Source organism: Photorhabdus sp. CRCIA-P01, from assembly GCF_003545805.1.
GTDB lineage: Bacteria > Pseudomonadota > Gammaproteobacteria > Enterobacterales > Enterobacteriaceae > Photorhabdus > Photorhabdus antumapuensis.
On record NZ_NMQR01000007.1, the window covers coordinates 50,343 to 76,418 of the forward strand.

Genomic DNA, 26,076 nt, shown 5'->3' on the forward strand with positions numbered 1-26,076 from the left:
AAAAATATGGATCGGTTAACCAATAAATTTAAACAGGCATTAAAAGCAGGTCAGCCACAAATCGGCCTATGGTTGGGGCTTTGTAGCCCCTACAGTGCTGAATTAGTGGCCGGAGCCGGGTTCGACTGGCTACTTATTGATGGCGAACATGCACCGAACGATGTTCAGACGATTCTAAGCCAGTTGCAAGCCATTGCCCCTTATCCAAGCCATCCCATTGTGCGTCCGCCCTGGAATGATCTGGTCATCATTAAACAACTACTGGATATCGGCGCCCAAACGTTATTAATCCCCATGATACAAAACGCCGAGCAGGCTTACGAAGCGGTTCGCGCAACCCGTTATCCACCGGCGGGTATCCGTGGCGTAGGTAGCGCTCTGGCAAGAGCTTCCCACTGGAACAGAATTCCTGATTATCCGCACCGCGCCAACGATGAAATCTGCGTTCTGGTTCAGGTAGAAACCCGTGAAGCACTCCGTAACCTGCCGGAGATCCTCAAAGTAGACGGTGTAGATGGTGTCTTTATCGGTCCGGCGGATCTGAGTTCCGATATGGGCTTTACCAATAATCCGCAACATCCTGAAGTGAAAGCCGCAATTGAGCAAGCCATCGCCCAAATCAAAGCGGCGGGTAAAGCGCCGGGCATTCTGATGTCCGCACCCAATGTTGCCGAGCATTACCTGAAACTCGGCGCCCTATTCGTGGCGGTTGGTATTGATACAACTTTATTGGCTCGGACAGCGGAAGCGCTGGCGGCACGATTTATCTCGGATAAAGAGCCGCCGGCAGCACCTTCATCCGGTGTTTATTAATCTCAGCAATCACAGTATTAACAACCGATTTACTCAACCAGCTTTTAATTTCCTAAACAACGTAATACACATAAAACAGTAATTAAGGAAAATGATAATGAGCGATTCATCAACTGCCGTGCAACAGCCGGATCTTCCGGCTGGTCAACATAAACCGCTAACGGCACGACAGCAATCCGTCATTAACAAGTTATTCCGTCGCCTGATTATTTTCCTGTTCGTCTTATTTGTATTTTCGTTTCTGGATCGAATTAATATCGGGTTTGCCGGCCTGACAATGGGTAAAGATCTTGGACTGAACGCAACCATGTTCGGTCTGGCGGCAACGCTGTTCTATGCCACTTATGTCATCTTCGGTATTCCTAGCAATATCATGCTTAGCATTGTCGGCGCGCGACGCTGGATAGCCGCGATTATGGTGCTCTGGGGGATCGCCTCCACGGCCACCATGTTCGCCACCGGACCAACCAGTCTGTATATCTTGCGTATGCTGGTCGGTATCGCCGAAGCAGGTTTCGTGCCGGGTATCCTGTTGTATCTGACTTACTGGTTTCCAGCTTACTATCGCGCCCGCGCCAATGCGCTGTTTATGGTGGCAATGCCGGTGACGATGGCGTTTGGTTCTCTGGCTTCCGGTTATATTCTGGAAATGGATGGCCTCCTAAACCTTCACGGCTGGCAGTGGTTATTCCTGCTGGAAGGTTTTCCTTCGGTATTATTGGGAATTGTCGTTTGGTTCTACCTTGATGATTCACCCAAACGCGCTAACTGGCTGACAGACGAAGACAAAAAATGCTTACAAGAGATGATCGATAACGACCAGCCTGCTCTGGTTCAACCAGCCAGCTCACCAACTTATCAGGCAATGCAAAAACGCAGTATATGGCATGAGATTTTCGCACCGATCATGCTGATGTATACCCTGGCCTACTTCTGTCTAACCAATACCCTGAGTGCGATTAATATCTGGACGCCACAGATTGTGCAAAGCTTCAATCAGGGCAGCAGTAACATCATGATCGGCATTCTGACCGCGATTCCTCAGTTTTGTACCATCATCGGGATGGTTTACTGGAGTCGCCGTTCAGACCGGTTACAAGAACGTAAAATGCATACGGCCCTACCCTATCTGTTCGCCGCCGTGGGCTGGGTATTGACCTCATTAACCAACCACAGTGTCATTCAGCTTATTGGGATTATTATGGCTTCAACCGGTTCATTTACCGCAATGGCGGTCTTCTGGACAACGCCGGATCAAGCTATCAGCTTACGCGCGAGAGCAATCGGCATTGCAGTTATTAGCGCGACAGGTAACATAGGTTCAGCACTTAGCCCGTTATTAATCGGTTGGCTGAAAGATCAGACAGGGAGCTTTAATACGGGTCTCTATTTCGTTGCCGGATTGCTGGTCATTGGCGCAGCCATTATCTGGCTGATCCCAATGACACACGCCAGACAGAGAACAGCGCCGTAATTTTCAATAAAAAGGAAAAACCATCATGGCTGAGTCTATCATTGCCAATATTGATATCAGCAAGGATTATGATGAAACCCAAGGCACCGATGATGTGCATTATCAGACCTTTGGTCGGATGGCGGCATTTTTCGGTCGTAATATGCAAGCTCATCGTCACGATGGTTTCTTCCAACTCCATTTTTTGATCACCGGCCATATTGAATTACAATTGGATGCTCAACACTATTCTGTACAGGCACCGCTGTTTATCCTGACTCCGCCCTCCGTTCCTCACGCTTTTTTCACTCAAGATGATAGTGACGGATATGTCCTTACCGTACGGCAAGATCTGATATTACCGTTATTAGAATCACTCTATCCAGCTAATAAAGATATTCTTAATATTCCGGCTATTTGCTTATCCGTCGCCGATAAACCGGAAGAACTTGCCGCTTTTAATCACTATTGGGCGTTAATCGCCCGCGAATCATCTAATAACTTTATTGGTCGAGAGCAATCGCTGACATTCCTGGCACAAGCCATATTTACCCTGTTATTGCGCAATATTCCTCTTGATGATCACCCGATTAATGGCGTGCGAGGAGAAATTAAATTGTTTCAGCGCTTTAACCAATTAATAGACAATCATTATCATCATCATCTTTCCGTACCGGAATATGCTCATAAGTTAGATATTACAGAATCGCGGTTAAAAGATATGTGCCGTCGGTTTACCAATCGTCCCCCGAAACGACTCATCTTCGACCGTCAACTGCGTGAAGCCAAACGGCTATTATTATTCAGTGATTGCCCAGTATTCGAGGTTGCTTATCAGCTCGGATTTAAAGATCCAGCCTATTTTGCCCGTTTCTTTAATCGATTAGTTGGCTACTCGCCTAGTCATTGGCGAGAAAAAAATATTCACGAAAAATAAATATCCATGCTAATTATACCAAACCCGGCATTTTATTCTGCTTATTCAGCAAACCTCGTGCTATTAATTCGTGCTAAACTTACTCGTTTTTATTACAAAATCTCTTCCAAGAATTAAAATTCTGAATATACTGAGACTCTGTAACTCACTGGAGCTTTTTGAAGGATAAATGATGGCAACCGGAGTGCCGATATAAATAAATTTAAGAAAAGGAAACACAACATATGCAAAATCCTTACTATATGGCAGGTGAATTCGGATTCCCACTTTTTGATGTCATAGACTTCATATAATCACGAGAATTTCAGAATGAGCAAATCAGCCATAGTTTTAAATATCACTTATGCTATCTTTTGTGCGTTATTTATATATATGATGTCATACTTAGAAGAAGAGCATTATATCGGTGGTCAGGATATAGATAATCTCTGTACTGTTTACAGAGAGCTGATAGATGATAATCGTGATGTATTTGCTCCAACATGTTTACTGATTATGTCTCCCTTACTTTATGCAACCGTGAAGAAAAAATTCAAATCCTTTTCTCTTAATGCCATTACATTCGCTTTACTGGGATACTGGATATGGCGTTTTTTCCTCAGATTAATAGTATGCGTTTAGAATAATTTCAAACATTCAGGTAACAACCTCCGGGTGTTACCTGAATATCAACTCACGCTATGCGATTGTCACAAATACGACACCTGAATAGTTCAGATTTTTCAGTTCCTCTTAATACTTTGATGCCATATTTTTAAGTATTCTGTTTTTATAATATTTTATCCCTCTTACAAATGTAAATTATATTAAATTTATAAATTTTTGATTGCTTTTTGCACACACCCTACAACAGGATAAAAAAGCGCATTAAAGGAGCAACCAGTATGGCAAATATCATTTATCTAACATTGAAAGGCAAAAAACAGGGGCTGATCTCCGCTGGCTGCGGCTCCTTAAACTCCATAGGAAATAATTACCAACACGGCCATGAGAATGAGGTTTTCATTTACTCTCTTCAACATTTAATGACGAGGGAACAACACGTATCCCATCATCCGGTTATGGTAATAAAACCCATCGATAAATCTTCGCCTTTACTAGCGCGAAGCTTCGATGAAAATGAAGAACTGGAATGCCTGTTTGAAAATTATCGAACATCACTAACCGGCGGATTAGAAAAAAATTATTCCATCAGGCTAGGCCACGCCTTTATCTCCAGCATAAAATGCAACCTTCCGCATTCCAGAGATAATAATGCCGGCGTACCACAAGAAATTATCTGTTTCACTTATAAAAATATCACGAGGAACAATCTGGCCTGCTCAACCAGTTCTTATAGCTTCTGGGATGACAGGATTTATTGACGATGAATAATGTCACTTATTTAACTGATACCCCTGTTGATTCAAAATCTGAGAATGGGTTACGAATTGTTTTATCACCTGTGCAACTTGCAGCGATCTTGTCGGATATTAGGATTTACAGAGACAAAATTTAAAAGACTAAGACTATACACTCTAACATATAAAAAGGTTTAATTAAAATGAACGGACAATACCCATTTTTAGACATCTTAGTAGGTGCTTATTTTTGTCAAGATTACGACTTATTGTATGGAGAAACTATGGATGAAGTCTTAGATTGCTTTCTTAATGTTGCAACTCAGAAAATGATAAAAAAATTAATAGAAGAGATTGACTCTTTTATTAACACTTCAGAAGATATAGAAAAAGATTTTAACACTCTCTATTATAGTGATTTTGACCCAGATTTTTGGGATACTGCTACAGCACTTGGTTTTTTAAACTATGTATCCAAAAGAGCACGAGATTATCTAAAAAAGGAAGTTTAGCTTATGACCGGACAATATCCATTTCTAGATATCTTAATGCATACCTACTTTAATCAGGACTTCGATATAATATCAGGTCCCGAGCTTGATGATGTTATCAATGATTTTCTTAATGACGCAACTTTGGGAATGATAAAAGGGTTAATAGAAGAAATCAATGGTCTTATTGACATTTCCGAAGATGCAGAGAGCACATTTGATTATCATTACCATGATGCTGACGTTCTCCTAGAATGGTGGGGACTCACAGCACTTGAATTTTTAGAGCACGTATCAAAAAAATCTCAGGATTATTTAAACGAATATTCTGAACAAGATGACTAATCATAGTCATTTTTAATATGACAGTAAATAAAGAGATTAAATATCATGGAAATGAGAGAAAAATTGCAGCACATAGATAAGCTTACAAATGCTATTGATAAGAATGGTTTTGAATCATTTCACAAAATGTTCAATGAGTTGCAAGGAAATTATCTTAATGTTGCACCGATAATATTATTAGACAATATTAATCATTTTATCCGTGACGCTAAAAATATAAAAAGATTTTTTAGCCACCATCATTATGGTGCAGCTGATCCAAAATTATGGGAAACTATTTCCGCCGTATTATAACATCTGAATCAGTCATCAAAAATAATGCAAAGTTATATAAAAAAACACCTTGAAAAGGACAAATAAATCAACTTTTCACCCATGAAACTTTCAAGTAAAAAACGCTTTTTAAGGTAATTAATTATATATTACATTTCAAAAGCGCCATTCAATAATAACCCACGCCATTTATTAGCCAAACTTCAAAAACATTAATTACATATACCTAATAGATTTCGAGTTGCAGCGAGGCGGCAAGTGAACGAATCCCCAGGAGCATAGATAACGATGTGACTGGGGTGAGTGAAAGCAGCCAACAAAGCAGTAGCTTGAAAGATGAAGGGTATATAAACAAGTTAGACTGTTTCGCATAGCAAGCACAACATAATTATGCTGCGAGCAAACAAATTCGTATTCCTTTAAATAATTCATTGGGAGCTTTTCCATTCCGAATCTTTCAGTAGGAAATTATTTAATCGGTTTACGACAAAATTTATCTCTCGATTAGAAACTTTATTGAAGCCTGTTCCTTTGGAAAGTATTGTCTGATTAGTCCATTGATATTCTCATTTACCTCTCTTTCCCTGATAGCATAAGGAGCCGCAAAGCGGATATTTGTTTCTAATTTTTTCCCGATAATTCAATGACTCGCAAATTCTAAGCCATATAGCTGTAGTTCTCGATGATACGGAATATCTACAAACCAAGGTCATGATATAGTAAAATTAAAAGCAGCTATTTAGCTTTTTCAGCTTTATTTTCATTTATCTAAGGAAAGTGTGATAAATTCTTCACTATCAAACCCTCAAATAAAATTAAATTTTCATAGGAAAAACAAGATGACGAATAAAAGATTTAAGAAATTCATTATGTTTCTTGTGACATTATTAACAATAGGAACATGCTTACCTACATTGGCTATCAATAGTAAAGAACAACTCCCGTCTGAATATCGTATATCAAGAGGTGACATAACAAAATTTGGTGGGGCCCGCAGATTTACACAAGAACAAACTACAGCGCTTAGAGACTCATTAGATAATAATAAAGTCAAGAACGTCATCTTGTTTATTGGTGATGGAATGGGAGATTCTGCAATTACACTAGCTCGTAACTACGCAGAAGGTGCAGGAGGATTTTTCAAGGGAATTGATGCAATGCCATTAGTTGGACAATATACACATTACTCATTAAATAAAGACACCAAGAAACCCAATTATGTTTCGGATTCAGCATCTTCAGCCACGGCTTGGGCTACTGGAGTAAAAACTTACAACGGGGCATTATCCATTGATGTTTTTAACAAACCCCATCAAACCTTATTGGAGCTTGCAAAAAAGAACAGAAAAGCAACCGGTAATGTCACTACGGCTGAAGTTCAGGATGCAACATCGGCAGCACTGTATGCGCATGTCACGCAACGTGAATGCTATGGCCCAACAGAAACGTCGGAAATGTGTCCCACTGATGCCCTCGAAAAGGGGGGAAAAGGTTCTATCACGGAACAACTTCTGGCGGCACGTGCAGATGTCACGTTAGGGGGAGGAATCGATATCTTTTCCCAGCAATCAGTGGCAGGTGTCAATACAGGAAAAACGCTGAAGCAGCAGGCACTGGAGCAAGGGTATCAATGGATCACAGATATAACATCATTGAACGCGGTGAAAGAAGCGAATCAAAAAAAACCGCTATTGGGATTATTCAATGAAGAAGTTTTACACGGAATGTGGGAGGGGCCGAAAGCGATTTATCATGGAAATCTTAACGAAGCCCCGGTGAAATGCAATCTGAACACCAAACGGAGTTCGCAGCAGCCGACATTGGTACAGATGACCGAAAAAGCCATTGATCTACTGAAAGTCAATAAAAATGGCTTCTTCTTGCAAGTGGAAAGTGCGTTGACTGATGATTATGAACACTCCGCCAATCCTTGCGCACAAATCGGGGAAGTGGTTGCTCTGGATGAAGCAGTACAAGCCGGTTTGAGATTCGCTAAACAACATGGGGATACACTAGTCATTGTTACTGCGGATCATGGACATTCCAGCCAGATTATTGAACCTGATGTTAAAGCCCCCGGTTTAACCCGCTCACTGATTACCAAAGACGGGGCCGTTATCACAGTCAGTTATGGTAATTCAGAAACAACTTCTCAGAAACATACTGGTACACAATTACGTGTAGCAGCTTATGGCCCACACGCTGCAAATATTGTTGGATTAACCGACCAGACGGATCTATTTTTTACCATACGGGATGCGATGGGTTTGAAATAATATAGATGGAACAGCCTGTTATATGATCAAACTCGCACAGCATAATGTTGCGCGAGTGATCTTATTTATTCAGCTAGAAGCCGAACGATATCCACGCAATGCACGCTTCCAAACTAATCGTGCCACGATAAAGAAAAAGATGGCTATTCCTAGCGATCCCATTGCCAAAGGCAAGGTCAGCATCCCTAACAACGCCATAACCGGGGAACTGGTCATGACACCAATGGGGATCAGAAAGCTAAAGATTAACCGCCAGGGCATACCAAATAGATGAATAGGCCAGCGAGCAAAACCCAATAACGAAGAGAGAACATTGGTCAAATTTTGTACCCTAACTAATGCAAACGAGGCCGCAATAGCGAGAACAAACAACGCGTAAGCCGTGGCAAGCCCACCAAGCGATAAGATGACTGTCATCATGATATCCATGAACGAAGGTTGAATATCAAGCTGTATAAAAGCGTAAATAGCCAAGCCAAGTCCGAAGAAAAAATCAATACTTTTCCATAGCCTGATATCGACGAGTGAACAGAGAAAAAGTGAATCGACGGGTCGCATTAAAATATAATCAAATAAACCTGTTCGAATACCTGAAACAGCGGCGGCAAGACTGGGAGCAATCAGACCTTCAACAATGGCATATAACATCATATACCAGCCCATCAATACTAGCATTTGCTCGAATGACCAGCCTGCGACGGCACCGCGTTCGCTAAACAAAATGAAAAGCGGTAACAATTGTAGTATCGCCATGATGAGTGAAAGCAAACCATCTATCATGAAGTCCCAACGGTATTGTATCGAGCGTTTTATACTCAAGATAAACGCCATACGAATGACTACAAGAGAGTGCATCATTATCCAAACGCCAAGTAACGGCGGACACCTCGCCGCCAGACAAAAAATGCGGCAGCAAACAGCAAAGCCACCAGTGCGAATTGACAGGCTACCCATTGAGCAGCGACAAGCAGGGAATGTTTCCCGATTAATATTTCTACTGGCAGTGAAATCACAAACCGGAATGGCAGCCAATTTGCTATCTGACCTGCCCATTCAGGTAATAAGGCCAACGGAAACATATATCCTGATAGTACACTACTGGCAGCAACATATATTTTATGTACAACTAATGAGCGCTCGATCCAGAAGGTCAAACTCCCGATCAGCAAGTGGATGCTTTGATTAATAAGGAAGGCGCCTGATAACGCCAGTGCCAGCAAACCTAGTTGCGGTAAATTTAGCGGTTGGCTCTGTAAGCTCATGATCAGTGCCAATATAAAAATAGGTAAGGCAACAATTAGGCTTAACCCCAGTTCGGCAATAGTAATTGCCAAATAGTTAATAAAAGGATGAATGGGGCGCATCAACCAAACAGAAAGTTCACCAAGGCGGATATTTTCGTTAATGTCCCAGACGTTGTTACAACTGGTTAATATGGTGGTCACGAGAACAGCAACATAGTAAAGATTAAAATCCTCTGCGGTATAACCTTGAAAAGAGCCATCTTGAGTTACCGAACGCCAAAAAACCAGCATGATTAATGGCATACTGAGTGTAACGAGCCAGAGCAGAAATTCGGCTCGGAATGAGAATGTTTCAAATAATCGGACTTTTATAAGAGCGAAAAGCATGTCGGTTCGCCTCTATTCAGAAATTTGTTTTTGTTCAGTTTTATTCTGGTTGGGATGACCAAAAATCTGGCGCAGTATTTCCTCCAATGGAAGATCTTCTATGGTGAGGTCAACTGCCAATTGTTGTTCAACCAGGAAATGTACGAGTCTAGGGACATGATCGCGGTGAACTCGAATTTGGGAACGTTCTTCGGTTTGTGAAATGAGCGTGCCAAAGCGTGAAAAATCGGGAATATTGATCTGGCGATTCATCGAGAACGAGACGATTTTTTCAGGGTTTTGTTTCGCCGTGAAGGTTCGCAGATCGCCGTCATAGAAAATCGTGCCACGGTCAACAATGATAATGCGTTGACACAATACCCGTACATCTTCCATATAGTGCGATGTCAGCAGAATAGTAGCATTGTGGCGGCGATTATATTCAGCAACAAAATCACGCAGAGCAGCTTGCATGGCAACATCAAGCCCAATCGTCGGCTCATCAAGAAAGAGAACCTTGGGTTGATGGATCAGCGAGGCAGCCACTTCACACCGCATACGTTCCCCTAATGAGAGCTGGCGGGTGGGTTTGGTCATGATGGTGTTCAGTTGCAGTAAGTCGCCCAACTCCTTCAGCATCTGTTTATGTACAGCCAAGGGAATCTCAAACAGGACCCGGATCATTTCAAACGTATCAATAGGGGGCAAATCCCAGATCAATTGCCCCTTATTACCCATTACAAGACCAACACTGTGTAAAAAAGTTTTTTCGCGCAGATAGGGCGTATGTTCTTCGACGGTGATTCGGCCGCTACTGGGATGTAATAACCCACTGAGTAACTTGACCAATGTGGTTTTGCCAGCGCCATTGGGGCCGAGTATCCCTACCCTTTCACCATTTTCTATCTGAAAGCTGACATTTTTTAGTGCAACGACGGTTTCATATTTCCTTTTCCAGAGTGAATTGAACGCGGAACGGAAACTTTCGTTACGTTGATGTACCTGATAAATTCTGGAAACTTCTTCTGCTCGGATCATGCTCAGTCAACTCCAACAACATGTTGCGCTACACGTAATGCATTTGCCTGAATGGTGAGTGTGGGATTGAGCCCACCGGGGAAAGGCATAAAGCTGCCATCTACAATATAAAGGTTTTCGAGTTCGTGAACCCGGCAGTTAGGATCTAAAACAGAACGTGCCGGATCTGTACCACTGCGGCATGTGCCATGCAGGTGAGTACTCCCTTCTTCAGAACGTGTACGCTTAGAATGAATTTGTGTGGCACCTGCGGCGTGAAGAATATCGACAGCGCGTTCAGCCATATAGGACAGGCGTGCCAAATCATGGGGGGCTGTCTGATAGTGGATCATGATTTTAGGTATCCCCCAGATATCACGGCGGGAAGAGAGTGTCACCCGGTTTTCATAGGCAGGGGTATCTGCAATGATGGTTTCTAATTCTAAGGGTAGTCGTTCAGGGAACTCATCGGGGACAGGGATGGTACGAGCTTCATAAATTAATCCTCCCATTCCTCCAGGGCAACGAGCATCAAGATAGTGGTCCAAAATCGCCAACGTAGAGAAAGGGCCACGAAGCCCAACAGCATGATTACGCATGGCATCAGTTACTGGCACTACACCACGTATACGCTGGCTGAGTTTCATACATAGCCCACGACCAACGAGATCATGCCGATTACCAATACCATTGGGCGCAAAAGGGGTGACTGATCGCAACAAAAGTGCCGCACTCTGTATTGCGTTACAGGCAACGAAGAAATACCGTGCTTTCACATGACGAATACTGCCATCTTCCAGATCCAGACAGCGCAGCGTACTGATTTGCCCTGAGCGCTCTTGTTCCAGCGCCACGCCCCGGATACCTGAAAGGAGGGTAAAATTGCAGTGGTTGACCAAATGCTTGATATAGATATTCAGGACATCACTTTTAGCACCGCTGGGGCATTGGAAATCAATACAACGTTTTTCCTGTGTGCAGAGTTTAGGATCAATCGCCATCGGCGTTGTGAACGGATGATAACCGAGCTGTTTTGCCGCCGCTGACATGATATCCGCAGGCAGTGACCTTGGGAGGGCATTGCCTCCCTCTTTTGCAAGTGCTGTGTGTGGCCCACCACTGACACGCAATTGTTTCTCAACAATAGCATAGTATTTTTCTAAATCAGTCAGATGAATTGGCCAGGCAATATCAAGCCCAATACCTGATAACCAAGAGCGAGCATCAAAATCACAATCCTGATAACGGAAAGATGCACCGCCATAAAAGAGCGTCCCCCCGCCTACATTTCGCGTACTCCAAGACCATCCCCGCTCTTCCCAGCCATTTTCCCCTTTAATCTCTGCCATGGGAGAAGAATTATCCACCTCTTCTTGTGTTACTTTAGGCGCAAGTAGGTTTCCTTCTTCAACCATAATGACCGACCAACCACATGCTTGCAGTGCATTCGCAACTACCGCACCACTAGCACCACTACCTATCACACAAGCGTCGGCAACTAGCTCAGCAGGTGCCTGTTTTAATCCATGAAAATGGCGTGCACCTAACTGTAATTTTTCTTGAATTGACATCTTATGATTTTCTCCAGGGTCCATTATCACCACTTCTTTTCATCACTAAAAAGGTCTAAGGAGGTTGTTTTCATCGGTGGCGCGCTGCCATGTGGTGTAACAATTGGCTATAAGCGGCTCCCACGTCATTCCATGACCAATGAGATCGGGGAACTGGGGTCAGCCCCGTAATACCCTCTTCTTTCAACCAATCAAGTAAGGCGTTGTTATCTTCAACAAGATGAGCGGCAAAACGGCGCGTAGCACCCGAATGGGCATAAGCCACAACCGGTATACCCAGTTGTACGGCTTCGGCGGACAGAAAGTTAAATGTCTCGTGATAATCACTTAATACTAGTGCAGCACTGGCTCCGCCAAAAATCAGCTCGTGATCGTGTTCCAGATCGTAATAATCGAAAACCTTATGTCGTTCACCCAAATTTAAACCATTAAAATAGTGCCTGGCTTCTTTGCCCCGTTTCGACCAGTTGTTAAAGAGGATATGCAGATGCAATCCCTTTTCCAGACAAGCCTCGACAACCGGAGCAAGCTTCTCAAGCGTTACTTTACCCGCTAATAAGACCACCGGACCGTTGGGAGAATGGTAATCACGGGCGGGGATATGATCCGCCGCCCAAGGAATGTAATGTCGTTTGGGAAAGCAATATGTCCATGGCGCCTCATAAAAAAAGACATCGGCGGCATAGGCGTCTGGCGCAGCGGCAATGGCGACGCAATCAGCGGCATTTGCTCCGGGCTGATGGGCATGGCAGGCAGACAAATTCGCATGGGAGTCGGTGAGCAACGAGACATCATGCCAGACCCGGATAGTACGCTGTCTCAGCGATTCTGGCGCTTGTTGACCAGCGCGAAATAACTCGCTTTCCATTAAAGGAATGATAGCCGTGATATTTTGGGATGAGACTCGCTCTGCTAAGTTATCAAAGGTTGGGTATTCTTGCGCAGAATACCAGATGACCTCAACGTCGCAGCGGGGCAGAATATGCGCAAGATTCCAATAGGCCGTTTCTATTCCCCCCCACCCCCGACGATCAAAATTGTCTGGATACCGCTCTATCAATACCACATATTGTGACGTTTTTTTAAAGGACATAATCGAACGCCTCACTTTTTTGATGTGAACGATTATTGCAACGACGGCAAATGTCCATTGCATTTCGATTTCCACATGAGAGTGCTTCACGGGCCCGACGAAACTGAGGTGAATTCCAGATTCCCATGATAGGGGTATCAAAGACGTTGCCGAGAACCACTTCCTCTTTGTTATCCTCATAGCAAAGCACTACATTCCCTGTGATCGTGATAATCAACATGTCTGATGGCGCAAAACAGGGAAGATTCGAGACGATTTCTGGCCCGGCGATCACATTGCCCGCACGATTGGTCAACTGTAACTGATCAGGAATAAGCCAGATAAGATCAGGTTTGGGCGCTCCAGGTTTGCTGTCGTGCTGAGTGATAATAAACTGTTTAATGCCATTTTTATGTAACAGTTGATATTTTTCATCCGTCAGATAATCGCCATTGCTATACAGTATTTGTCTGACTTCCGGCAGCCGTTCAGTTATCCGGGCGACAAATTGCGGTAACTTAGGATGCAGCAGCGGTTCATTATAAAAATGATAAGAAAGTCTCCCAGTAAAATTTGCTTCTTCCAATCTGTCGATAATACGCTCAAATTGCTCAGGTTTCATTCTATTAGGGGCATCGCGTGGCGCTATTACATTAGGGCAATACACACAACGTCGATTGCATCGTGAATTGATTTCAATCTCTACCATAGAAAACATATACGTTATCCTTATAGTGTTATTTGGTTGGATACTGTTATTTGGTAACAGATTGCTCGACTAGCTCGTGATAGATACTCTTTAATCGAGGCAATACAACGTCTGGTGCAAAGATTTCTATCGGATTTTTGTTGTTATCACTCTCTTCTACGATGGGAGACTGTTGAGGCTGGGCCAGAGCACGGTTAATGCAGTTAACCAATTGGTTCATGTCTCCAGCGGGAGCGAGCAGCTCAGGCGAAATTTTTCCCAGTATTTCGTTAATACCGCCAACGGCATAGGCAGCCACCGGCACTCCTACCGCAGTAGCTTCAATGGAAACACCACCAAACTCTTCGTGTTCCGACGGCATGACAATGACATGACAGGCCGCAATCGCGGTTGCCACCTGATCATTGGGGATAAATCCCGTGATAGTAAATTGGGACTCTAACTGATATTGAGCAATAGTCTCTTCGAGTCTATGCCGTTGCGGGCCATCTCCCACGACTAAAAAATGCAGGTCAAGATGACGCAGACGATCAGCCACAGCAACAAAATGTGTCCAACCTTTTTCTTTTGCTATACGCCCAATAAAGCCAATGTTTTTTGTTTTTAATCCATATTTCTGCCGAAAAGCCTGAATTGCTGATTCATCGGGATGCCGGAATTGTTTGGGATCGACAACATCAGGAACGATTTCCACACGACGGGCATATGGACGAATAACAGAGGCGGTACGTTCAGTCAGTGCGATGGTCGTTGCGGCAATGTTTATCGCCTTACGTTCCAGATAGCGAGCCAGTTTATGTGTCATACGATCCCAAATTGACATCGGCTGATAAACTGACAGTCGTGAACAGTGGATGGTGAGTATCAATGGACAAGATAGCAACTTAGGAACCAGATAAGCGACTAACAGCGCAGGGATTTGCCCATCAAGATGGAGATGAATAAGATCAAAAGGTTCCTGTCGCATTTTTGGGCGGATAGCTAACAACGTTGCCAGTGCCCAGGATTGGGTTAATCCTTTTAATCCAGTCAACTCCGAACGTAATTCAGGTAACTGGAGATACGTTCTTTCTACACAGAGATTGGTGTGTAAATTACGTTGGTGTGGCAGACCAGGAAAACCGATAGTCATCACATGCTGTTGTACTCCTCGCTCCGCCAGCCACATAGCCTGCCGCCAAATCTGGATCTGCATTCCACCGACAGAGTCATATTCAGCAGGCCAACTCTTTACATCAGGGTGATGAAAAAAAGGCGTTAATCGCAATACACGCATATCTTGTCCTCTTTTCCTATTTATTAAGTGTCATACGATCACGCTGGTTGTTGAACTCTTGGTTAGAAAGACAAGTACCACAAGGAAAGTGGTCATATTCCTGCTCTTCTTGCAATCCTTCAATTTCCAAATACTTGGGAACAGGAGAGTAAGAATCACACTTCACCATTGAGATATTTTCGCCATCAATGTAATAGTTGAAACCATTCTTAATCTGGTCACAGACGAAATCACCGCGTCGCCCATGTTGGTAGATATAATCCCAACGGTCGAAGAAAGCCTTACATTCCAAAAAAGGGGCTTTATGAAGCTGTTCATAATTCAAATGCACTGTCAGTGGTCGCCCTTTAGTTGCTAGCAGGGGTAAAAAGTGCAGGCGACCAGTGAAACCACGAGCCTGCAAGGTATCGATAAAATCATTAATTTCTTCGACGGATTGGCCGTGGTAGACACATTGCAAGTCGGCAGAAAGGCTCACGGCATGGTCTAAAATGATATCTATCTGCTTTTGTCTTAAACCCCGTGCCTTATTCATTTGCTCAGTATGCCCATCAATAGAAATGACCCAAAGCAAACCAGGACGAAGACAGGCGGGAAGACGTGTGCCATTGGTGAGTACTTCGATGGAATAATCTTTTTTCTGAACACATTCAGCCAAAAAATCGAGTATTTTTGGGTAAAGTGTAATTTCCCCATCGGCTTCAACCCGAAGGAAAACATCATGCGGATTAAAGCGCTCCAAAATGCGTGTTAATGAACTAATAACAGCTTCAGTGTTCACTCTCGCCCGCTTTATCTCACAATAGCTGCAACGTAGATTACAGGATGTTTTTATCCCGATATTACGATAACGACGCACCCGGCGAGTCACGGGAGGCCAAGATGAAGGTAGTTGAATAGTATGAATAATATTGATTAAGTCTGACATAATACCCCCTAAGAACCTGATTACTGCGTATAGTTCGACATTTATAAGCGCCTCTAGAAACTGAGAACTCTCATATTAGTACCAGTAGGTTTTAGTTTCTTTGCTGCGCTCCGTTGAACAATTGTCATGACAGGCTGTAATCAGACTCTAATTAAATTTCAGGTTGTTTGAAAAATATGCTGGCGCAACATTGATTCGACTAAATCAACAGGCACAAGCGTTAAGGGATGCCTTTCACCACTCCAAAGGGGGGCTCCCAATTCATTTAACAGAATCATCGGAATTTCATTGGGCTTAGCGCGCAGATAACCGCGTTTATTATCAGATTGCAGTATCTGCATAATGGCTTCCGGGGTTGTTCCTACAGGCGCCTTAATATCGACGCCGTTAAGGTGAATCAGGCGGTAGTGCATATCACGTGCTTGTGATGTCAATAAACCAAGGGTGTGAGAAACTTCAGCTGCGACTATCATGCCAAGCGCCACGGATTCGCCATGAGTCAGTCTTCCATTACAGCTTAATTCGATAGCGTGCCCTACAGTGTGACCATATTCGAATACAAGGGCATGATGTCTCTCCCGCTTATCGTTAACCATGACTTTTTGTTTGGTGAGAGCCCCCGCCTGAACGATGCATGCAAGTGTTTGCTCGTCGTAATGCGCTTCTGCATTCAGTGTCCTGGTTAAAAATGGGATATTTTCGGTTTCTAATATCAGCACATTTTTAATGATTTCGCATAATCCAGATCGCAAGTGTTGGGGCGGCAACGTCAGCAGGAAAGCAGTATCAGCAAAAACCGCTTCTGGCGTATGAAAACAGCCCATCAGATTTTTGCCTTGTGGCATGTTCACCGCTTGTTTAAGAGAAATAACAGAATCGCTCATTGCAATCAGGCTGGTGGGGATATGCACGAAACGAATACCACGAAATAGTAGCGCAGCCAGTAGCCCTGCTATATTGCCGATAACCCCCCCTCCCATCGCGACAATAACACTTTTGCGATCAACATCCGCATTAAGCAATTGATTTGCCAAATAATCCAATGTATTGAGTGATTTGTTAGCTTCTCCTTCCGGAATTGACCAGACCCAAACCGGCACCTCTGTTTTTAGAGTTAGCCGTTGTACGAAAGGAGCAGCATGAAGCTGGTTTACGGTATCGTCAGTAATGATATGCAGAGAAGACGCCGACATCTCAGCTAAATGCGCCGAAATTTCCTCTGTGCAGTGGCTCCCTATCCAGAAAGGATAAGCAACATCTTCAAAACGCAATTCAATTTTATGCATAGAATACGCATTATCTTGAAGTAAACAGGATGACACATTGCTTTTTTCAGGTAACTTATTGTTATTAAAAGGTATATCAATACCATTTTTTTCGGTATTTATCATTTTTTTACCTGTAATTAAGGTGATAATGGCATTGGTTCATCAGATGATTGTGCATTAAGCTTCTCGTTTATTATTTCCGCGAGGTTATTAATTTCCATTGATAGATGTTCGTATTTCGACCAACCCAGCGTGCAATCAAGGAGTGCTTCCAGACGTACCATAAATTCAATGGCATCCCGTGCAGGGATCTCTAACCGCCCTCGCTTGATTAATTCTTCTGCGTCATCTCCCGTTGTCTCACAGGCGATTTTGATAATTAATTGACGAATATAACTTACTGATATTGACATGATTTCTCCCAAAATCTTTCTGCATGGTAAACTGCTTGCCCGGTATGGAAACATGTTTGTGCCAGACGTTGTGCATGGACAATAATTGCATCAATCGTTTCCTGATCGGTTTGGCTGGCATAATTAGATAGTGCTGCGTATTTATCTGCTAATGTTTGATCGATACTGATGGCTTCTAGTATGCTGAATTTTCGCTCTGTCAACTGTTTTTCTAAAATATCCAGTGTAAATTCAGCTGCATAGGGCAGGTCTTCGTAAAAAGCAAGTTGCCATTGATGATTATGTAGTGAACAAATGGCGTGATGGACAATCTGATGGTCGATATGATGACCAATGGCGGCTGGCGCAATCACAACATCAGGGCTGGACTCTGCCAAGACCTGCTGTAGCTTCTCCAATACGATTGAAGTTCGTATGTCATTAGTAAGTTGTCCCTGAGTAAATTGCAATTGGCGCTCACTCCCATCGTCATAGCCGGACAGGCTGGAATCTGAGAGCCCAAGAGGGTATAACTTCATCTTAAAATTTTGACAAAAAGTCTGCTCTTCTTTTACCCGTACTTTACTGATAACGGCGGAACCCACATCACGCAGGGATTTAGGGAGCGCCCATCGACTTTGGGTAAATACGGTCACAACCTCTAATGTAGATACAGCCGCCAATTGTGAGACGAAACCACCTATCGAATAAGCAATATCATCGGGATGTGGAGCAATTAAGGTCAAACGTTTGCCATACCAGTCTTTTATTCTGCTCATAATGCATACCTTTGTAACCAATGGATAGCATCGGCAGCAGGCATAACATCACTGGCGCCGTCGATCATATTGAATGCGGCTTCCATTTGTCGCTCGATAGAGACATGGATTTGGTGCTGCGTAGAAAAGTGTAGAGCAAGTTCTGAAAATACCTGTTTGAAGTGGATCTCTAATTTCGTTAAAACGGCTTCCGTTGCCAGCGAGATAGCCTGATTATCAAACTTATACAGTAACAGGCCGTGTTTACCGCAAGCAGTATAGAAAGCCTCATCCAATTCTGGCGTTGCACAGATAAATTGCAGTAATGGTCCATCTCCCATAACTTTTATTGGCAACTCTGCCTGCGCAATCAGTGTGCGTAATGTGTTTACCAGCATTGACCCACACGTGACCAGACGTTTGTAGCCTTGTTCGTCATGCATATATTTCAATGTGGCTAAAGCAGCAACAATAGGCACTGTGTCAAAGTAGGCGGTATAGGTCATATGTTTAGTTTTTTGCATCATTTCAGTTGGCCCGACAAGGCAGGATAAGCGTTGCCCATTGCATAGTCCTTTGGCAAAAGTATAAAAATCAGCCTGTTCGCCAATAACCTGTGGTAACGCAGAACCAGTCACTGAACGATAGCCATTTTTGACTTCATCACTGCAAAATAGAACGCCATATTCACGGGCAAGATGGGCTATTTTTTTTAATGTTTCTGGTTTGAGATGTACATAGTCGGGAGAAATCATCACCATTGCGACTTCGCCATGATAGTTTTCTAACACATCAGCCAGTAATTCAGGGATGAAGTAGAAATCGATAATGCCGCTTTCATTTGGCTGCAAAAAATGGGAAGGCGAAGCCCATAAATCCCCCCAGCCGTGGTAACCTGCGCTGGCGATGATTTTTTTGCCTGTTATCTTCCGGGCACACTGGACAACAGCACGGCAGGCTTCCGTTCCTGAGCTGAAAAAAGCAACTTGCCCATTCGGGATACCACTATCAGCAACAATGATTTCTGCAAGAGCCTCAAAAGGTTCTGACCAACAGGTGGAAGACCCCTGTTTATTATTTAAACTGGCGATTATTGCTTCTGTGACTGCCGGATGATGGTGCCCCAACGTGATGCTACCTTTGCCATTCATCAGGTCAATATAGTCTTTTCCATCACTCAGTCTGACGATAGCGCCACTTGCGGATAGAGCACGTAAGTTTGGTGCCGGTACGCCGACAGCAGAGGCGATTTTTTCAGGTTTACTCATAGACACTCCTCGATATTTCAGTCGGTTGCATATTCGCGATGCTTTCAATAATCAAGTTGTGGTACTGGATAAAAGTTTGGAATAACAAGGTGAGATCTTCACATACGCGCATCTTACCTATAGGGCTAAATTGACGTACTTCCCGGCGGAAACCGTCAAGTAGTAAAAGCAGCGCAACAGGTAAGGAAGTGAATATCACTGGTGAATTATCATTCTCTGTCTGGTTACTGTTGTACATCAGCTGTAATGTGGCGGGCGGCAGTTGATATACCAACAGAAAAACAGCTATCTCCAATTCTGGCCAACTTACCCCTCCCCAGTTAGCCTCCTGATGAAAACGGTAGAGATGCCCGTCATTGCCAACTTGCCAGTGCCAATCACCAAAAGCATAGCTAAGGGAAGAGCGTATTGGTCGGGTACTTCCTGCAAAAGGAGGAATATTGAGCGAATCGAGCCAAATGGGTAAGTCAGGTAATTTGTGTTCACTCAATTTACTTTTACCCATTTTGTGTTGCAGGCGTTCCCATGCATTACGAATGGCTGCGCCTATTGGAATCTGAGGTAGCTGGCCGGCAATATCTATTAATGGCGATTGGCTGACAGACTGAATAATAGCGTTGCACTGTGTAAGCCAAATCTGATGATTTTCATGAGGTGTTTCAGCCATAAGATCCCGTAATGGCCGCAATCCCGGAAGATGTTGAGCAATATGATAACCATCAAGAAACCACGCCTTAGGATGGGCAGTATTGGCTTGCTTCACCCGATTGAATTCCGTGAGTCCATAGGTGCTTTCCCCGATAAATCTCAGGTGCAACAATGGCGTTTCATGTTTATCCGTGACCAACAAGGGGGTTTTTTTGGGGTTAATCAACCTTCTGGCATATTTTTCCATTGCTGGCGAGTTCCAGGGCAACCAAGCCTCACCCAAGCCATATCTTTTTTCCATTGTTGGGCAATGGATAAAGATCTGTGTATCAGCGTTATTTATTATTGTCGAATTTAGTAAATCAGACGCTGATATCGCGGAAGTCAATGTAGAAAGAAAATGGCGGTGATCATTTTTTAACAACAGTTGCCAGAGTGGACGCCGTTCACGTGTCATCAGTGGTGATCGCACAAATACGGTTGACCATGAAGCTGATGTTGTGATTTTTCTCACATGCCCAATGCTAGCAAACCAGATGTTTTCTGCTTTGACAGCTAACCATTCCGCAAGTTTTTCAACGGTATTGCCAGTATCGGGTTGATCATCAACAATCACGACGTCTGGACGTTCAGATTGTGCGTCAAGAAGACGAAATAGAGTATCCAACTCTGAAGGATGGTACTGACAATAGGCGTTAATATGCCTTAAAGGGCGCAGTGTTAGCCATGCAGGGGGCACACCATTAATCTGAGTTAATCCTGCAACCCAACGTGGAGTAAGAAAACTCCCACCACTGCGAAGACCGACAACTACGATGGAACGCCCGGAGGCAAACTGGCTGGCGAAACGGATTGCATCATCCACACAAACTTCGGTATCCCCTAAATCATAGCCATAACACTCTGGCAAGGGGAGGGCCAAAATACGGGTCAGTAGATCCATCCAGGGAGAAAATTGACCTTGCAATACAAGGCATATTTGTTGGGAACACTCCGTTTCAGCCGTGATTTTGTGGCCACAAGCGATAGACAAAGCGACCTGCTGCGCATGTGTAGCAGAACATTTGGCCTGACGGCGGACTGATAACGGCTGCTGGCTGGCTTCAGTAAGAAGACTCAAGTCGCTCCATATTTGCCCCAGAGCGCAAGCTGATACATAACCATCACCGTTTTGAGCATATTCGGTGGCGAATAACTTCGCCACCAACTCTGAGGGTGTAATCTGCATTCTGGCGACCTTGCCACGGTATTTGGTCATTCTGCCCTCATTTTGTCCGCATAGTGCTAATAATCGCAATCGGATCAACTTCAGACAATTTAAAACGGCCTTTCTCCTCTGTGGCTATAGGGGCCAGAGCACGTTGAATATACGTTTCAATTTCCTCTGTGATGCCATAAGGGATAAGACTAAGTTGTTTGACAAATTGTTGACATTGGCCCTCAGAGAGTCCATTTGCATGATAGGCAAGCAAGTACTCTTTGCAGCGTTTAAACTGACTTTGCCAAATCGCGATTTCATCCGCGATTGAGGCAGCAGAACCTGCATTTACCGCGATTTCAGGAACGTGGTGCAAAACTAAATGACGCAATCCGGCATTTTCTGGAGCAGTAACCAACTGCTGCAATGTGGCCGACAAATCACGACGATGTAACAAGCTGACAGCGATCCGTTCGGCCCCAACCGGGGAGAGGGGTTTTTGTACCATCCGCATCAGCGTCTGCTCTGGCCATATTGCTGAAAGGAGTAATCCCATCTGCCCTGCGGTGGTGTGAAGGCATTCCCACTGTTCTTGGTCATCCTCTGTTTTTTCCAGCTTCTCAATAATTCGGTGAAAAGTATCCCAAGCATGGTCAAAACCAGCAAGGCAAGCGCTGGTGACCTCATCACGTATAGATTGATTCAGGCAGAGTGCGGCGAGCGTTGAGGCAAAGGGCAACGAATAAACCGTGATACGCTGAACAGAAAAATCAATCACAGCCCGGTAATTGACATAAGCGTGGAATAGCTCACACCAAGGAGAATGCCCCAGCATGTCATATACATGGGAAACTTCATCATTAGGTACATAGGAAAAATCGTAAGCAGTATCGAATAGCACTCGCAACCAAAGCACTAGTTGCTCAAGATCCTGTCTCTGCCAATGTAAGCCATCAGCACGTTTTAAGCGTAAGAAAAGTGTCCAAGTGCCTAATTGGCAGACCCGATTTGATGATATCTGCCACTGTGGTTTCCATTCTGAAATACGTGATGCCAATGCATCAAAGACATATAAGCGACCAATCTCCTCTTCCGGGGCATTCGGAAGCTCGCAGAATTCAACAACCAATTCCTTCTCATTAAAGAGGAAACTGGCCTTGTGTACGACAAAGGGCAGAGAAATCTCAAAGAGGTTATTAGTTAACCTTAAAAGGCAAGAGCGGGCATCACCAAAACCATCAGCGATATCGATCAATTTGCGTAAAGGCGCGGGCAGATCAGGCCCTGATTCAGCCCGGAAACGAACCAGCATCCATTGATGCAATAGATTGTGTAACTGGTGGGCATTTTCTATCGGTAGCTGTTCCGGTGTCATATTACCGGCGACAGGCATTAAAGCCTGCCAACGTAAGAAATCATCCCCCAAGATTTCTACAACATCTTCTTTTAATTCAAGAAAAAAAGTGTCCGGCATGGGGTTATGACGAACATGTTCTACCCATCCCTGGAAAGCGCATAATGCCGATTTTTCTGTGGCGGAAAGCGTTGATAGCTGAGCAAATTCCATCCAATCGCGGAGCAGATCTAGATAATTTTGATACGTGATCAGCTCATGTCTATCAACAACATCGGCTAATACCGCCTTGAGTACCTGATCGTAAGTATCCACTAAATCTATGCGACAAAGTGCCCTCAAAGTGGGTAATTTCGCATGATGTAACTCTTTCATCAGGCTATCCGTAGCTTGTAGCAAATCAGCGGCTTCACTCGCTCCTGCCAGTGCCGCGGCTGCTTTAAAGCGCTTAAGTGGAGACAGGAAAGCCACATAGTCAGCAAACGCTTTGGGCGCACAAACCAGATTCGCCAGTGCAGTCGGTGACAATTGGCGATGATGGATAACTTCAAACAGTTCGTGAACAGAAAGTGTAGAACCTGCTGACTGGGTTAACGCATGTAAAATGTTGATCCGGTCTGCATCTTCATAAATGGGAATAATATCTGTATCCGCAAGCACATGAAGTAGACATTCTAGTAGCAGACGCCCATCTCCACTTGGGGACGTTATCGCAACATCAACCCATTGCGCCAATGGTATCGCGGGAATTTTCTCAATCCATGATTCGGCTTTGATAAATAACATCAGCAGGCGCAGGTCATTGAGTTGCCTGACCTTGTCTGCCAATGTTGGGATGGCCTTACATAAGTGCGGTAATGTCAATTGCGGATCGGTTTTGGTTCTGAAAGCACAGAGATAATCTGTTGTTGCATCGGTTGCCGACCAATGAGCAGGATAGAGTGTCATCGCTTTCTCACCTACTTGTGCAAGGAGCCAACCTGTTAAACTTGGGCTTCGGACAATATCACCATGCTGTAACCACGTGCCCGTTGGGAAAAGTGTACGTTGCCTGAGTGAGGCACCGATTTTTTCCTCTAATACCGGTAAGCCAGCCAGCGCACGTTGCAAAACATCCGAAAGATCTTGAGAAGACAGCGCCGTAGTGGGCAAAGATTCTCCATCGTCAAAAATATGCTGTACAGCCGCAGGCAAATTAACCGATTCAATGGTTTCCGTTTCCAATTCGATAAGTGGTTTTTGTGTACTAAAGTAGACTTGCTCTCCCACACTATTAATAATGACCAAGGGAACTGCGGGGATATTAGTTAACTGGGTAAGAAAAACGGGCAATTTTTGTTGACGGAACATGATGCCAGCATGTTCACTGGCAACTCCTGATTCAACGAAGACAGCCACAAGAGTGGATCGCACTGGCAAAGGAAGACGCAGGTAACGAGACCAAGCATCGTCTAATGTGGATGCCGAGAGGAAAACGCCTAAATTGGGCTTTGCCGGATGCAGCAATGTTGTTACGGGAACCGCCCGCATACTGCGTGTCAGCTCTTCTTTCACTTCAGCGGTTAACTGTTCAACCTGACGTTCAAGTACATAACCCGGAGCGGGGCGTGCCTGTACTAACCAAATCTTATCCACGCGAACCTGACATAATTGAGCGCCATACCACAAAGGTGCAGCTAACGTTGGCCAATGATAGGCCACAGAGTTCGCCCTTGAGCCGGGAGATTGTGCAGACGCAAAACCAAAACCGAACGCCAGTTCTCCCCGAATACCTTCAGAGGCATGTAAAGTCAATCCGGTCACGGAAACCAGGCCATGATCCGTTTCCAAAACCCACTCAGTGTCTAATGCAATTTCAGAGAGATATTGATGTAATTGATTGATGATTTTATTTAAATCATGGCATGCATCGGCTGTCAGATACGGAGCCTGTAAGGCGTCCACTGTAGATGGCGTACCCTCAATCAATTTTTGAACAAAACAAGTGATTGGCCTCGGTTGATAACCCGGATCACTTAACCGTTGCTGTTCAATGGATTGAGGTTCAAATCCGCTGAAAGCCACCATGGAAAGCGTATCACTAAAATCTGCCGGACAATGACAGATGATACTGGCATAGCCTCCAGCATTCACGAAAGTATCACCATCCTCTAAGCCCGCACTGCGAATAATCCAGGGGGCTGGGCCACAAACTTTCTCAACCTGTTTTATCCAGTCGGGGTGCTCAGTAATGTACTGACTGTAGAGGGTGCGTAGCAGCGCGGTATCTGCTTGCGGATAATACTTTACAATGGCAAGCGCTTTATCAGCCGCAAATCCCACTAAAGGTGGAACCAATGCTGAAAAATCAGTGTGCCGGGAAAGTTGTTGTAATCGTTCAAATTTTGCAGCCATACGTTTTATCTTCTTACCTTTAAAGCCATAATCTCAAATGATTTTTCGCGTTAACAAGGACAAGCCTCGATTTTCCACCTATCTCTTCATTCTCTATAACGTGCAATGCCGTATTACTGATACGCATATGCCAGCGTTGTAATAGGGAGATTTCCAGCCCTAACAACACAAACATTGCTAGCTCTATAGTGAATGCATGGGAAACGATCACCGTGACCTTTTCCCGGCCACGCTGTTGGTGTCGTTGACGCAAAAAATCGGTCACTCGTGCGCGTTGTTCAATAACAGTTTCTACTTCAGGTCTTACTTTAATTGTGGGACTATTCAAACGTTCTTCCAACATTGCATCCCATTCCGACAAACTCAATGGCGGTATCAATGAAGGCGCTATACGCACTTCTTCCAAACGCTCATCAGGTATCAACGGTAAATTGTACCGTGCAGTGAGAAATTTGGCCGTTTGCATTGTCCGAACCATTGGGCTGCTAAATATCTTGTCTCCGATTAACTCCTTGGGAAAATTATCCGCCAATAATTGTGCTTGTTGCTGGCCCATTTCCGTCAGTGGCGAATCAGGCAAAACTGAACTGATTAACACATGGTCATCCTGTAGATTGCATGTTGCTTCTGCATGTCGGATGAACACAAAACGATGGCAATGTGTTGACGTCATAATAGTTTTGGC

24 protein-coding genes and 1 pseudogene are annotated in these 26,076 nt (G+C 44.1%); 9 read left to right on the plus strand and 16 right to left on the minus strand.

The features are described 5' to 3' along the window. The first annotated feature begins 6 nt into the window (after window positions 1–6). The 8 genes from hpaI to D3222_RS06850 all read left to right on the plus strand — a co-directional run bounded on the left by hpaI (window position 7) and on the right by D3222_RS06850 (window position 5,673). Entirely contained in the window at window positions 7–813 is an 807-nt protein-coding gene (hpaI, locus tag D3222_RS06815; RefSeq protein ID WP_118985483.1) for a 4-hydroxy-2-oxoheptanedioate aldolase, read from the plus strand. A gap of 97 nt (window positions 814–910) precedes the next feature. After that, complete coding sequence (hpaX, locus tag D3222_RS06820) at window positions 911–2,287, plus strand: 4-hydroxyphenylacetate permease (protein WP_118985484.1); 1,377 nt, start codon at window positions 911–913, stop codon at window positions 2,285–2,287. 25 nt (window positions 2,288–2,312) lie between these two features. Then, window positions 2,313–3,203 carry a 4-hydroxyphenylacetate catabolism regulatory protein HpaA gene (gene hpaA / locus D3222_RS06825; protein ID WP_118985485.1) on the plus strand — a complete coding sequence of 297 codons (891 nt, stop codon included), beginning with the start codon at window positions 2,313–2,315 and terminating at the stop codon, window positions 3,201–3,203. Window positions 3,204–3,512: 309 nt separating this feature from the next. Further along, window positions 3,513–3,824, plus strand: a complete 312-nt coding sequence (locus tag D3222_RS06830) for a YjeO family protein (protein WP_118985486.1) — start codon at window positions 3,513–3,515, stop codon at window positions 3,822–3,824. Window positions 3,825–4,087: 263 nt separating this feature from the next. Next, window positions 4,088–4,567 carry an Hcp family type VI secretion system effector gene (locus D3222_RS06835; protein WP_118985487.1) on the plus strand — a complete coding sequence of 160 codons (480 nt, stop codon included), beginning with the start codon at window positions 4,088–4,090 and terminating at the stop codon, window positions 4,565–4,567. 179 nt (window positions 4,568–4,746) lie between these two features. Continuing rightward, entirely contained in the window at window positions 4,747–5,055 is a 309-nt protein-coding gene (locus D3222_RS06840; protein ID WP_118985488.1) for a contact-dependent growth inhibition system immunity protein, read from the plus strand. A 3-nt stretch (window positions 5,056–5,058) separates the two neighbouring features. Next, window positions 5,059–5,379 (plus strand): contact-dependent growth inhibition system immunity protein, encoded by a 321-nt coding sequence (locus D3222_RS06845; protein WP_118985489.1) that lies wholly within the window; start codon window positions 5,059–5,061, stop codon window positions 5,377–5,379. A gap of 45 nt (window positions 5,380–5,424) precedes the next feature. After that, window positions 5,425–5,673 (plus strand): hypothetical protein, encoded by a 249-nt coding sequence (locus tag D3222_RS06850; protein ID WP_118985490.1) that lies wholly within the window; start codon window positions 5,425–5,427, stop codon window positions 5,671–5,673. A gap of 367 nt (window positions 5,674–6,040) precedes the next feature. Here D3222_RS06850 and D3222_RS25425 read toward each other — a convergent pair. Then, window positions 6,041–6,316, minus strand: a pseudogene (locus D3222_RS25425) (IS30 family transposase); the annotation flags it as partial. Between the two features lie 175 nt (window positions 6,317–6,491). Between D3222_RS25425 and phoA the strand changes: the two are divergent. Then, entirely contained in the window at window positions 6,492–7,928 is a 1,437-nt protein-coding gene (phoA, locus tag D3222_RS06860) for an alkaline phosphatase (protein WP_118985491.1), read from the plus strand. Window positions 7,929–7,997: 69 nt separating this feature from the next. On the opposite strand, the gene D3222_RS06865 is transcribed toward phoA, so the two are convergent. The 15 genes from D3222_RS06865 to D3222_RS06935 all read right to left on the minus strand — a co-directional run bounded on the left by D3222_RS06865 (window position 7,998) and on the right by D3222_RS06935 (window position 26,064). Continuing rightward, entirely contained in the window at window positions 7,998–8,786 is a 789-nt protein-coding gene (locus tag D3222_RS06865) for an ABC transporter permease (RefSeq protein WP_157975297.1), read from the minus strand. Then, a complete protein-coding gene (locus D3222_RS06870) occupies window positions 8,786–9,559 on the minus strand; it encodes an ABC transporter permease (protein WP_118985493.1) in 774 nt (257 codons plus the stop codon). The genes D3222_RS06865 and D3222_RS06870 overlap by 1 nt, the downstream gene beginning before the upstream one ends. Window positions 9,560–9,571: 12 nt before the next feature. Continuing rightward, entirely contained in the window at window positions 9,572–10,576 is a 1,005-nt protein-coding gene (locus tag D3222_RS06875; protein ID WP_118985494.1) for an ABC transporter ATP-binding protein, read from the minus strand. Between the two features lie 2 nt (window positions 10,577–10,578). After that, on the minus strand, window positions 10,579–12,126 hold the full coding sequence (locus tag D3222_RS06880; RefSeq protein ID WP_198672762.1) for a GMC oxidoreductase: 1,548 nt from the start codon (window positions 12,124–12,126) through the stop codon (window positions 10,579–10,581). A 70-nt stretch (window positions 12,127–12,196) separates the two neighbouring features. Further along, window positions 12,197–13,219 carry a glycosyltransferase gene (locus D3222_RS06885; protein WP_118985496.1) on the minus strand — a complete coding sequence of 341 codons (1,023 nt, stop codon included), beginning with the start codon at window positions 13,217–13,219 and terminating at the stop codon, window positions 12,197–12,199. Then, window positions 13,209–13,916, minus strand: coding sequence for a radical SAM/SPASM domain-containing protein (locus tag D3222_RS06890; protein WP_118985497.1), 708 nt, complete (start codon window positions 13,914–13,916; stop codon window positions 13,209–13,211). Before D3222_RS06890 ends, D3222_RS06885 begins: the two co-directional genes overlap by 11 nt. 37 nt (window positions 13,917–13,953) lie before the next feature. Next, window positions 13,954–15,183 (minus strand): glycosyltransferase, encoded by a 1,230-nt coding sequence (locus D3222_RS06895; protein WP_118985498.1) that lies wholly within the window; start codon window positions 15,181–15,183, stop codon window positions 13,954–13,956. A gap of 16 nt (window positions 15,184–15,199) precedes the next feature. Further along, the gene (locus D3222_RS06900) at window positions 15,200–16,111 is read right to left on the minus strand and encodes a radical SAM protein (protein WP_118985499.1); all 912 of its coding nucleotides are present in this window, start codon (window positions 16,109–16,111) and stop codon (window positions 15,200–15,202) included. A gap of 158 nt (window positions 16,112–16,269) precedes the next feature. Further along, window positions 16,270–17,502 (minus strand): 2-deoxy-scyllo-inosose synthase, encoded by a 1,233-nt coding sequence (locus D3222_RS06905; RefSeq protein WP_118985500.1) that lies wholly within the window; start codon window positions 17,500–17,502, stop codon window positions 16,270–16,272. A 14-nt stretch (window positions 17,503–17,516) separates the two neighbouring features. Further along, a complete protein-coding gene (locus D3222_RS06910; protein ID WP_118985501.1) occupies window positions 17,517–17,792 on the minus strand; it encodes a DUF6137 domain-containing protein in 276 nt (91 codons plus the stop codon). Next, window positions 17,777–18,550: a PIG-L deacetylase family protein gene (locus D3222_RS06915; protein ID WP_118985502.1), complete on the minus strand. Its 774-nt coding sequence runs from the start codon at window positions 18,548–18,550 to the stop codon at window positions 17,777–17,779. Before D3222_RS06915 ends, D3222_RS06910 begins: the two co-directional genes overlap by 16 nt. After that, window positions 18,547–19,797, minus strand: coding sequence for an aminotransferase class III-fold pyridoxal phosphate-dependent enzyme (locus D3222_RS06920; RefSeq protein ID WP_118985503.1), 1,251 nt, complete (start codon window positions 19,795–19,797; stop codon window positions 18,547–18,549). Before D3222_RS06920 ends, D3222_RS06915 begins: the two co-directional genes overlap by 4 nt. Further along, entirely contained in the window at window positions 19,790–21,703 is a 1,914-nt protein-coding gene (locus D3222_RS06925; protein WP_118985504.1) for a hypothetical protein, read from the minus strand. The genes D3222_RS06920 and D3222_RS06925 overlap by 8 nt, the downstream gene beginning before the upstream one ends. A 7-nt stretch (window positions 21,704–21,710) precedes the next feature. Next, complete coding sequence (locus D3222_RS06930) at window positions 21,711–25,391, minus strand: hypothetical protein (RefSeq protein WP_118985505.1); 3,681 nt, start codon at window positions 25,389–25,391, stop codon at window positions 21,711–21,713. Between the two features lie 19 nt (window positions 25,392–25,410). After that, window positions 25,411–26,064 (minus strand): histidine phosphatase family protein, encoded by a 654-nt coding sequence (locus tag D3222_RS06935; protein WP_157975298.1) that lies wholly within the window; start codon window positions 26,062–26,064, stop codon window positions 25,411–25,413. Window positions 26,065–26,076: the final 12 nt, after the last annotated feature.

Bases quoted from the DNA above. Each gene is read 5' to 3' on its own strand.
- hpaI (WP_118985483.1), top strand. From the start codon at position 7: ATGGATCGGTTAACCAATAAATTTAAACAGGCATTAAAAGCAGGTCAG.
- hpaX (WP_118985484.1), top strand. From the start codon at position 911: ATGAGCGATTCATCAACTGCCGTGCAACAGCCGGATCTTCCGGCTGGT.
- hpaA (WP_118985485.1), top strand. From the start codon at position 2,313: ATGGCTGAGTCTATCATTGCCAATATTGATATCAGCAAGGATTATGAT.
- D3222_RS06830 (WP_118985486.1), top strand. From the start codon at position 3,513: ATGAGCAAATCAGCCATAGTTTTAAATATCACTTATGCTATCTTTTGT.
- D3222_RS06835 (WP_118985487.1), top strand. From the start codon at position 4,088: ATGGCAAATATCATTTATCTAACATTGAAAGGCAAAAAACAGGGGCTG.
- D3222_RS06840 (WP_118985488.1), top strand. From the start codon at position 4,747: ATGAACGGACAATACCCATTTTTAGACATCTTAGTAGGTGCTTATTTT.
- D3222_RS06845 (WP_118985489.1), top strand. From the start codon at position 5,059: ATGACCGGACAATATCCATTTCTAGATATCTTAATGCATACCTACTTT.
- D3222_RS06850 (WP_118985490.1), top strand. From the start codon at position 5,425: ATGGAAATGAGAGAAAAATTGCAGCACATAGATAAGCTTACAAATGCT.
- phoA (WP_118985491.1), top strand. From the start codon at position 6,492: ATGACGAATAAAAGATTTAAGAAATTCATTATGTTTCTTGTGACATTA.
- D3222_RS06865 (WP_157975297.1), bottom strand. From the start codon at position 8,786: ATGATGCACTCTCTTGTAGTCATTCGTATGGCGTTTATCTTGAGTATA.
- D3222_RS06870 (WP_118985493.1), bottom strand. From the start codon at position 9,559: ATGCTTTTCGCTCTTATAAAAGTCCGATTATTTGAAACATTCTCATTC.
- D3222_RS06875 (WP_118985494.1), bottom strand. From the start codon at position 10,576: ATGATCCGAGCAGAAGAAGTTTCCAGAATTTATCAGGTACATCAACGT.
- D3222_RS06880 (WP_198672762.1), bottom strand. From the start codon at position 12,126: ATGTCAATTCAAGAAAAATTACAGTTAGGTGCACGCCATTTTCATGGA.
- D3222_RS06885 (WP_118985496.1), bottom strand. From the start codon at position 13,219: ATGTCCTTTAAAAAAACGTCACAATATGTGGTATTGATAGAGCGGTAT.
- D3222_RS06890 (WP_118985497.1), bottom strand. From the start codon at position 13,916: ATGTTTTCTATGGTAGAGATTGAAATCAATTCACGATGCAATCGACGT.
- D3222_RS06895 (WP_118985498.1), bottom strand. From the start codon at position 15,183: ATGCGTGTATTGCGATTAACGCCTTTTTTTCATCACCCTGATGTAAAG.
- D3222_RS06900 (WP_118985499.1), bottom strand. From the start codon at position 16,111: ATGTCAGACTTAATCAATATTATTCATACTATTCAACTACCTTCATCT.
- D3222_RS06905 (WP_118985500.1), bottom strand. From the start codon at position 17,502: ATGATAAATACCGAAAAAAATGGTATTGATATACCTTTTAATAACAAT.
- D3222_RS06910 (WP_118985501.1), bottom strand. From the start codon at position 17,792: ATGTCAATATCAGTAAGTTATATTCGTCAATTAATTATCAAAATCGCC.
- D3222_RS06915 (WP_118985502.1), bottom strand. From the start codon at position 18,550: ATGAGCAGAATAAAAGACTGGTATGGCAAACGTTTGACCTTAATTGCT.
- D3222_RS06920 (WP_118985503.1), bottom strand. From the start codon at position 19,797: ATGAGTAAACCTGAAAAAATCGCCTCTGCTGTCGGCGTACCGGCACCA.
- D3222_RS06925 (WP_118985504.1), bottom strand. From the start codon at position 21,703: ATGACCAAATACCGTGGCAAGGTCGCCAGAATGCAGATTACACCCTCA.
- D3222_RS06930 (WP_118985505.1), bottom strand. From the start codon at position 25,391: ATGGCTGCAAAATTTGAACGATTACAACAACTTTCCCGGCACACTGAT.
- D3222_RS06935 (WP_157975298.1), bottom strand. From the start codon at position 26,064: ATGACGTCAACACATTGCCATCGTTTTGTGTTCATCCGACATGCAGAA.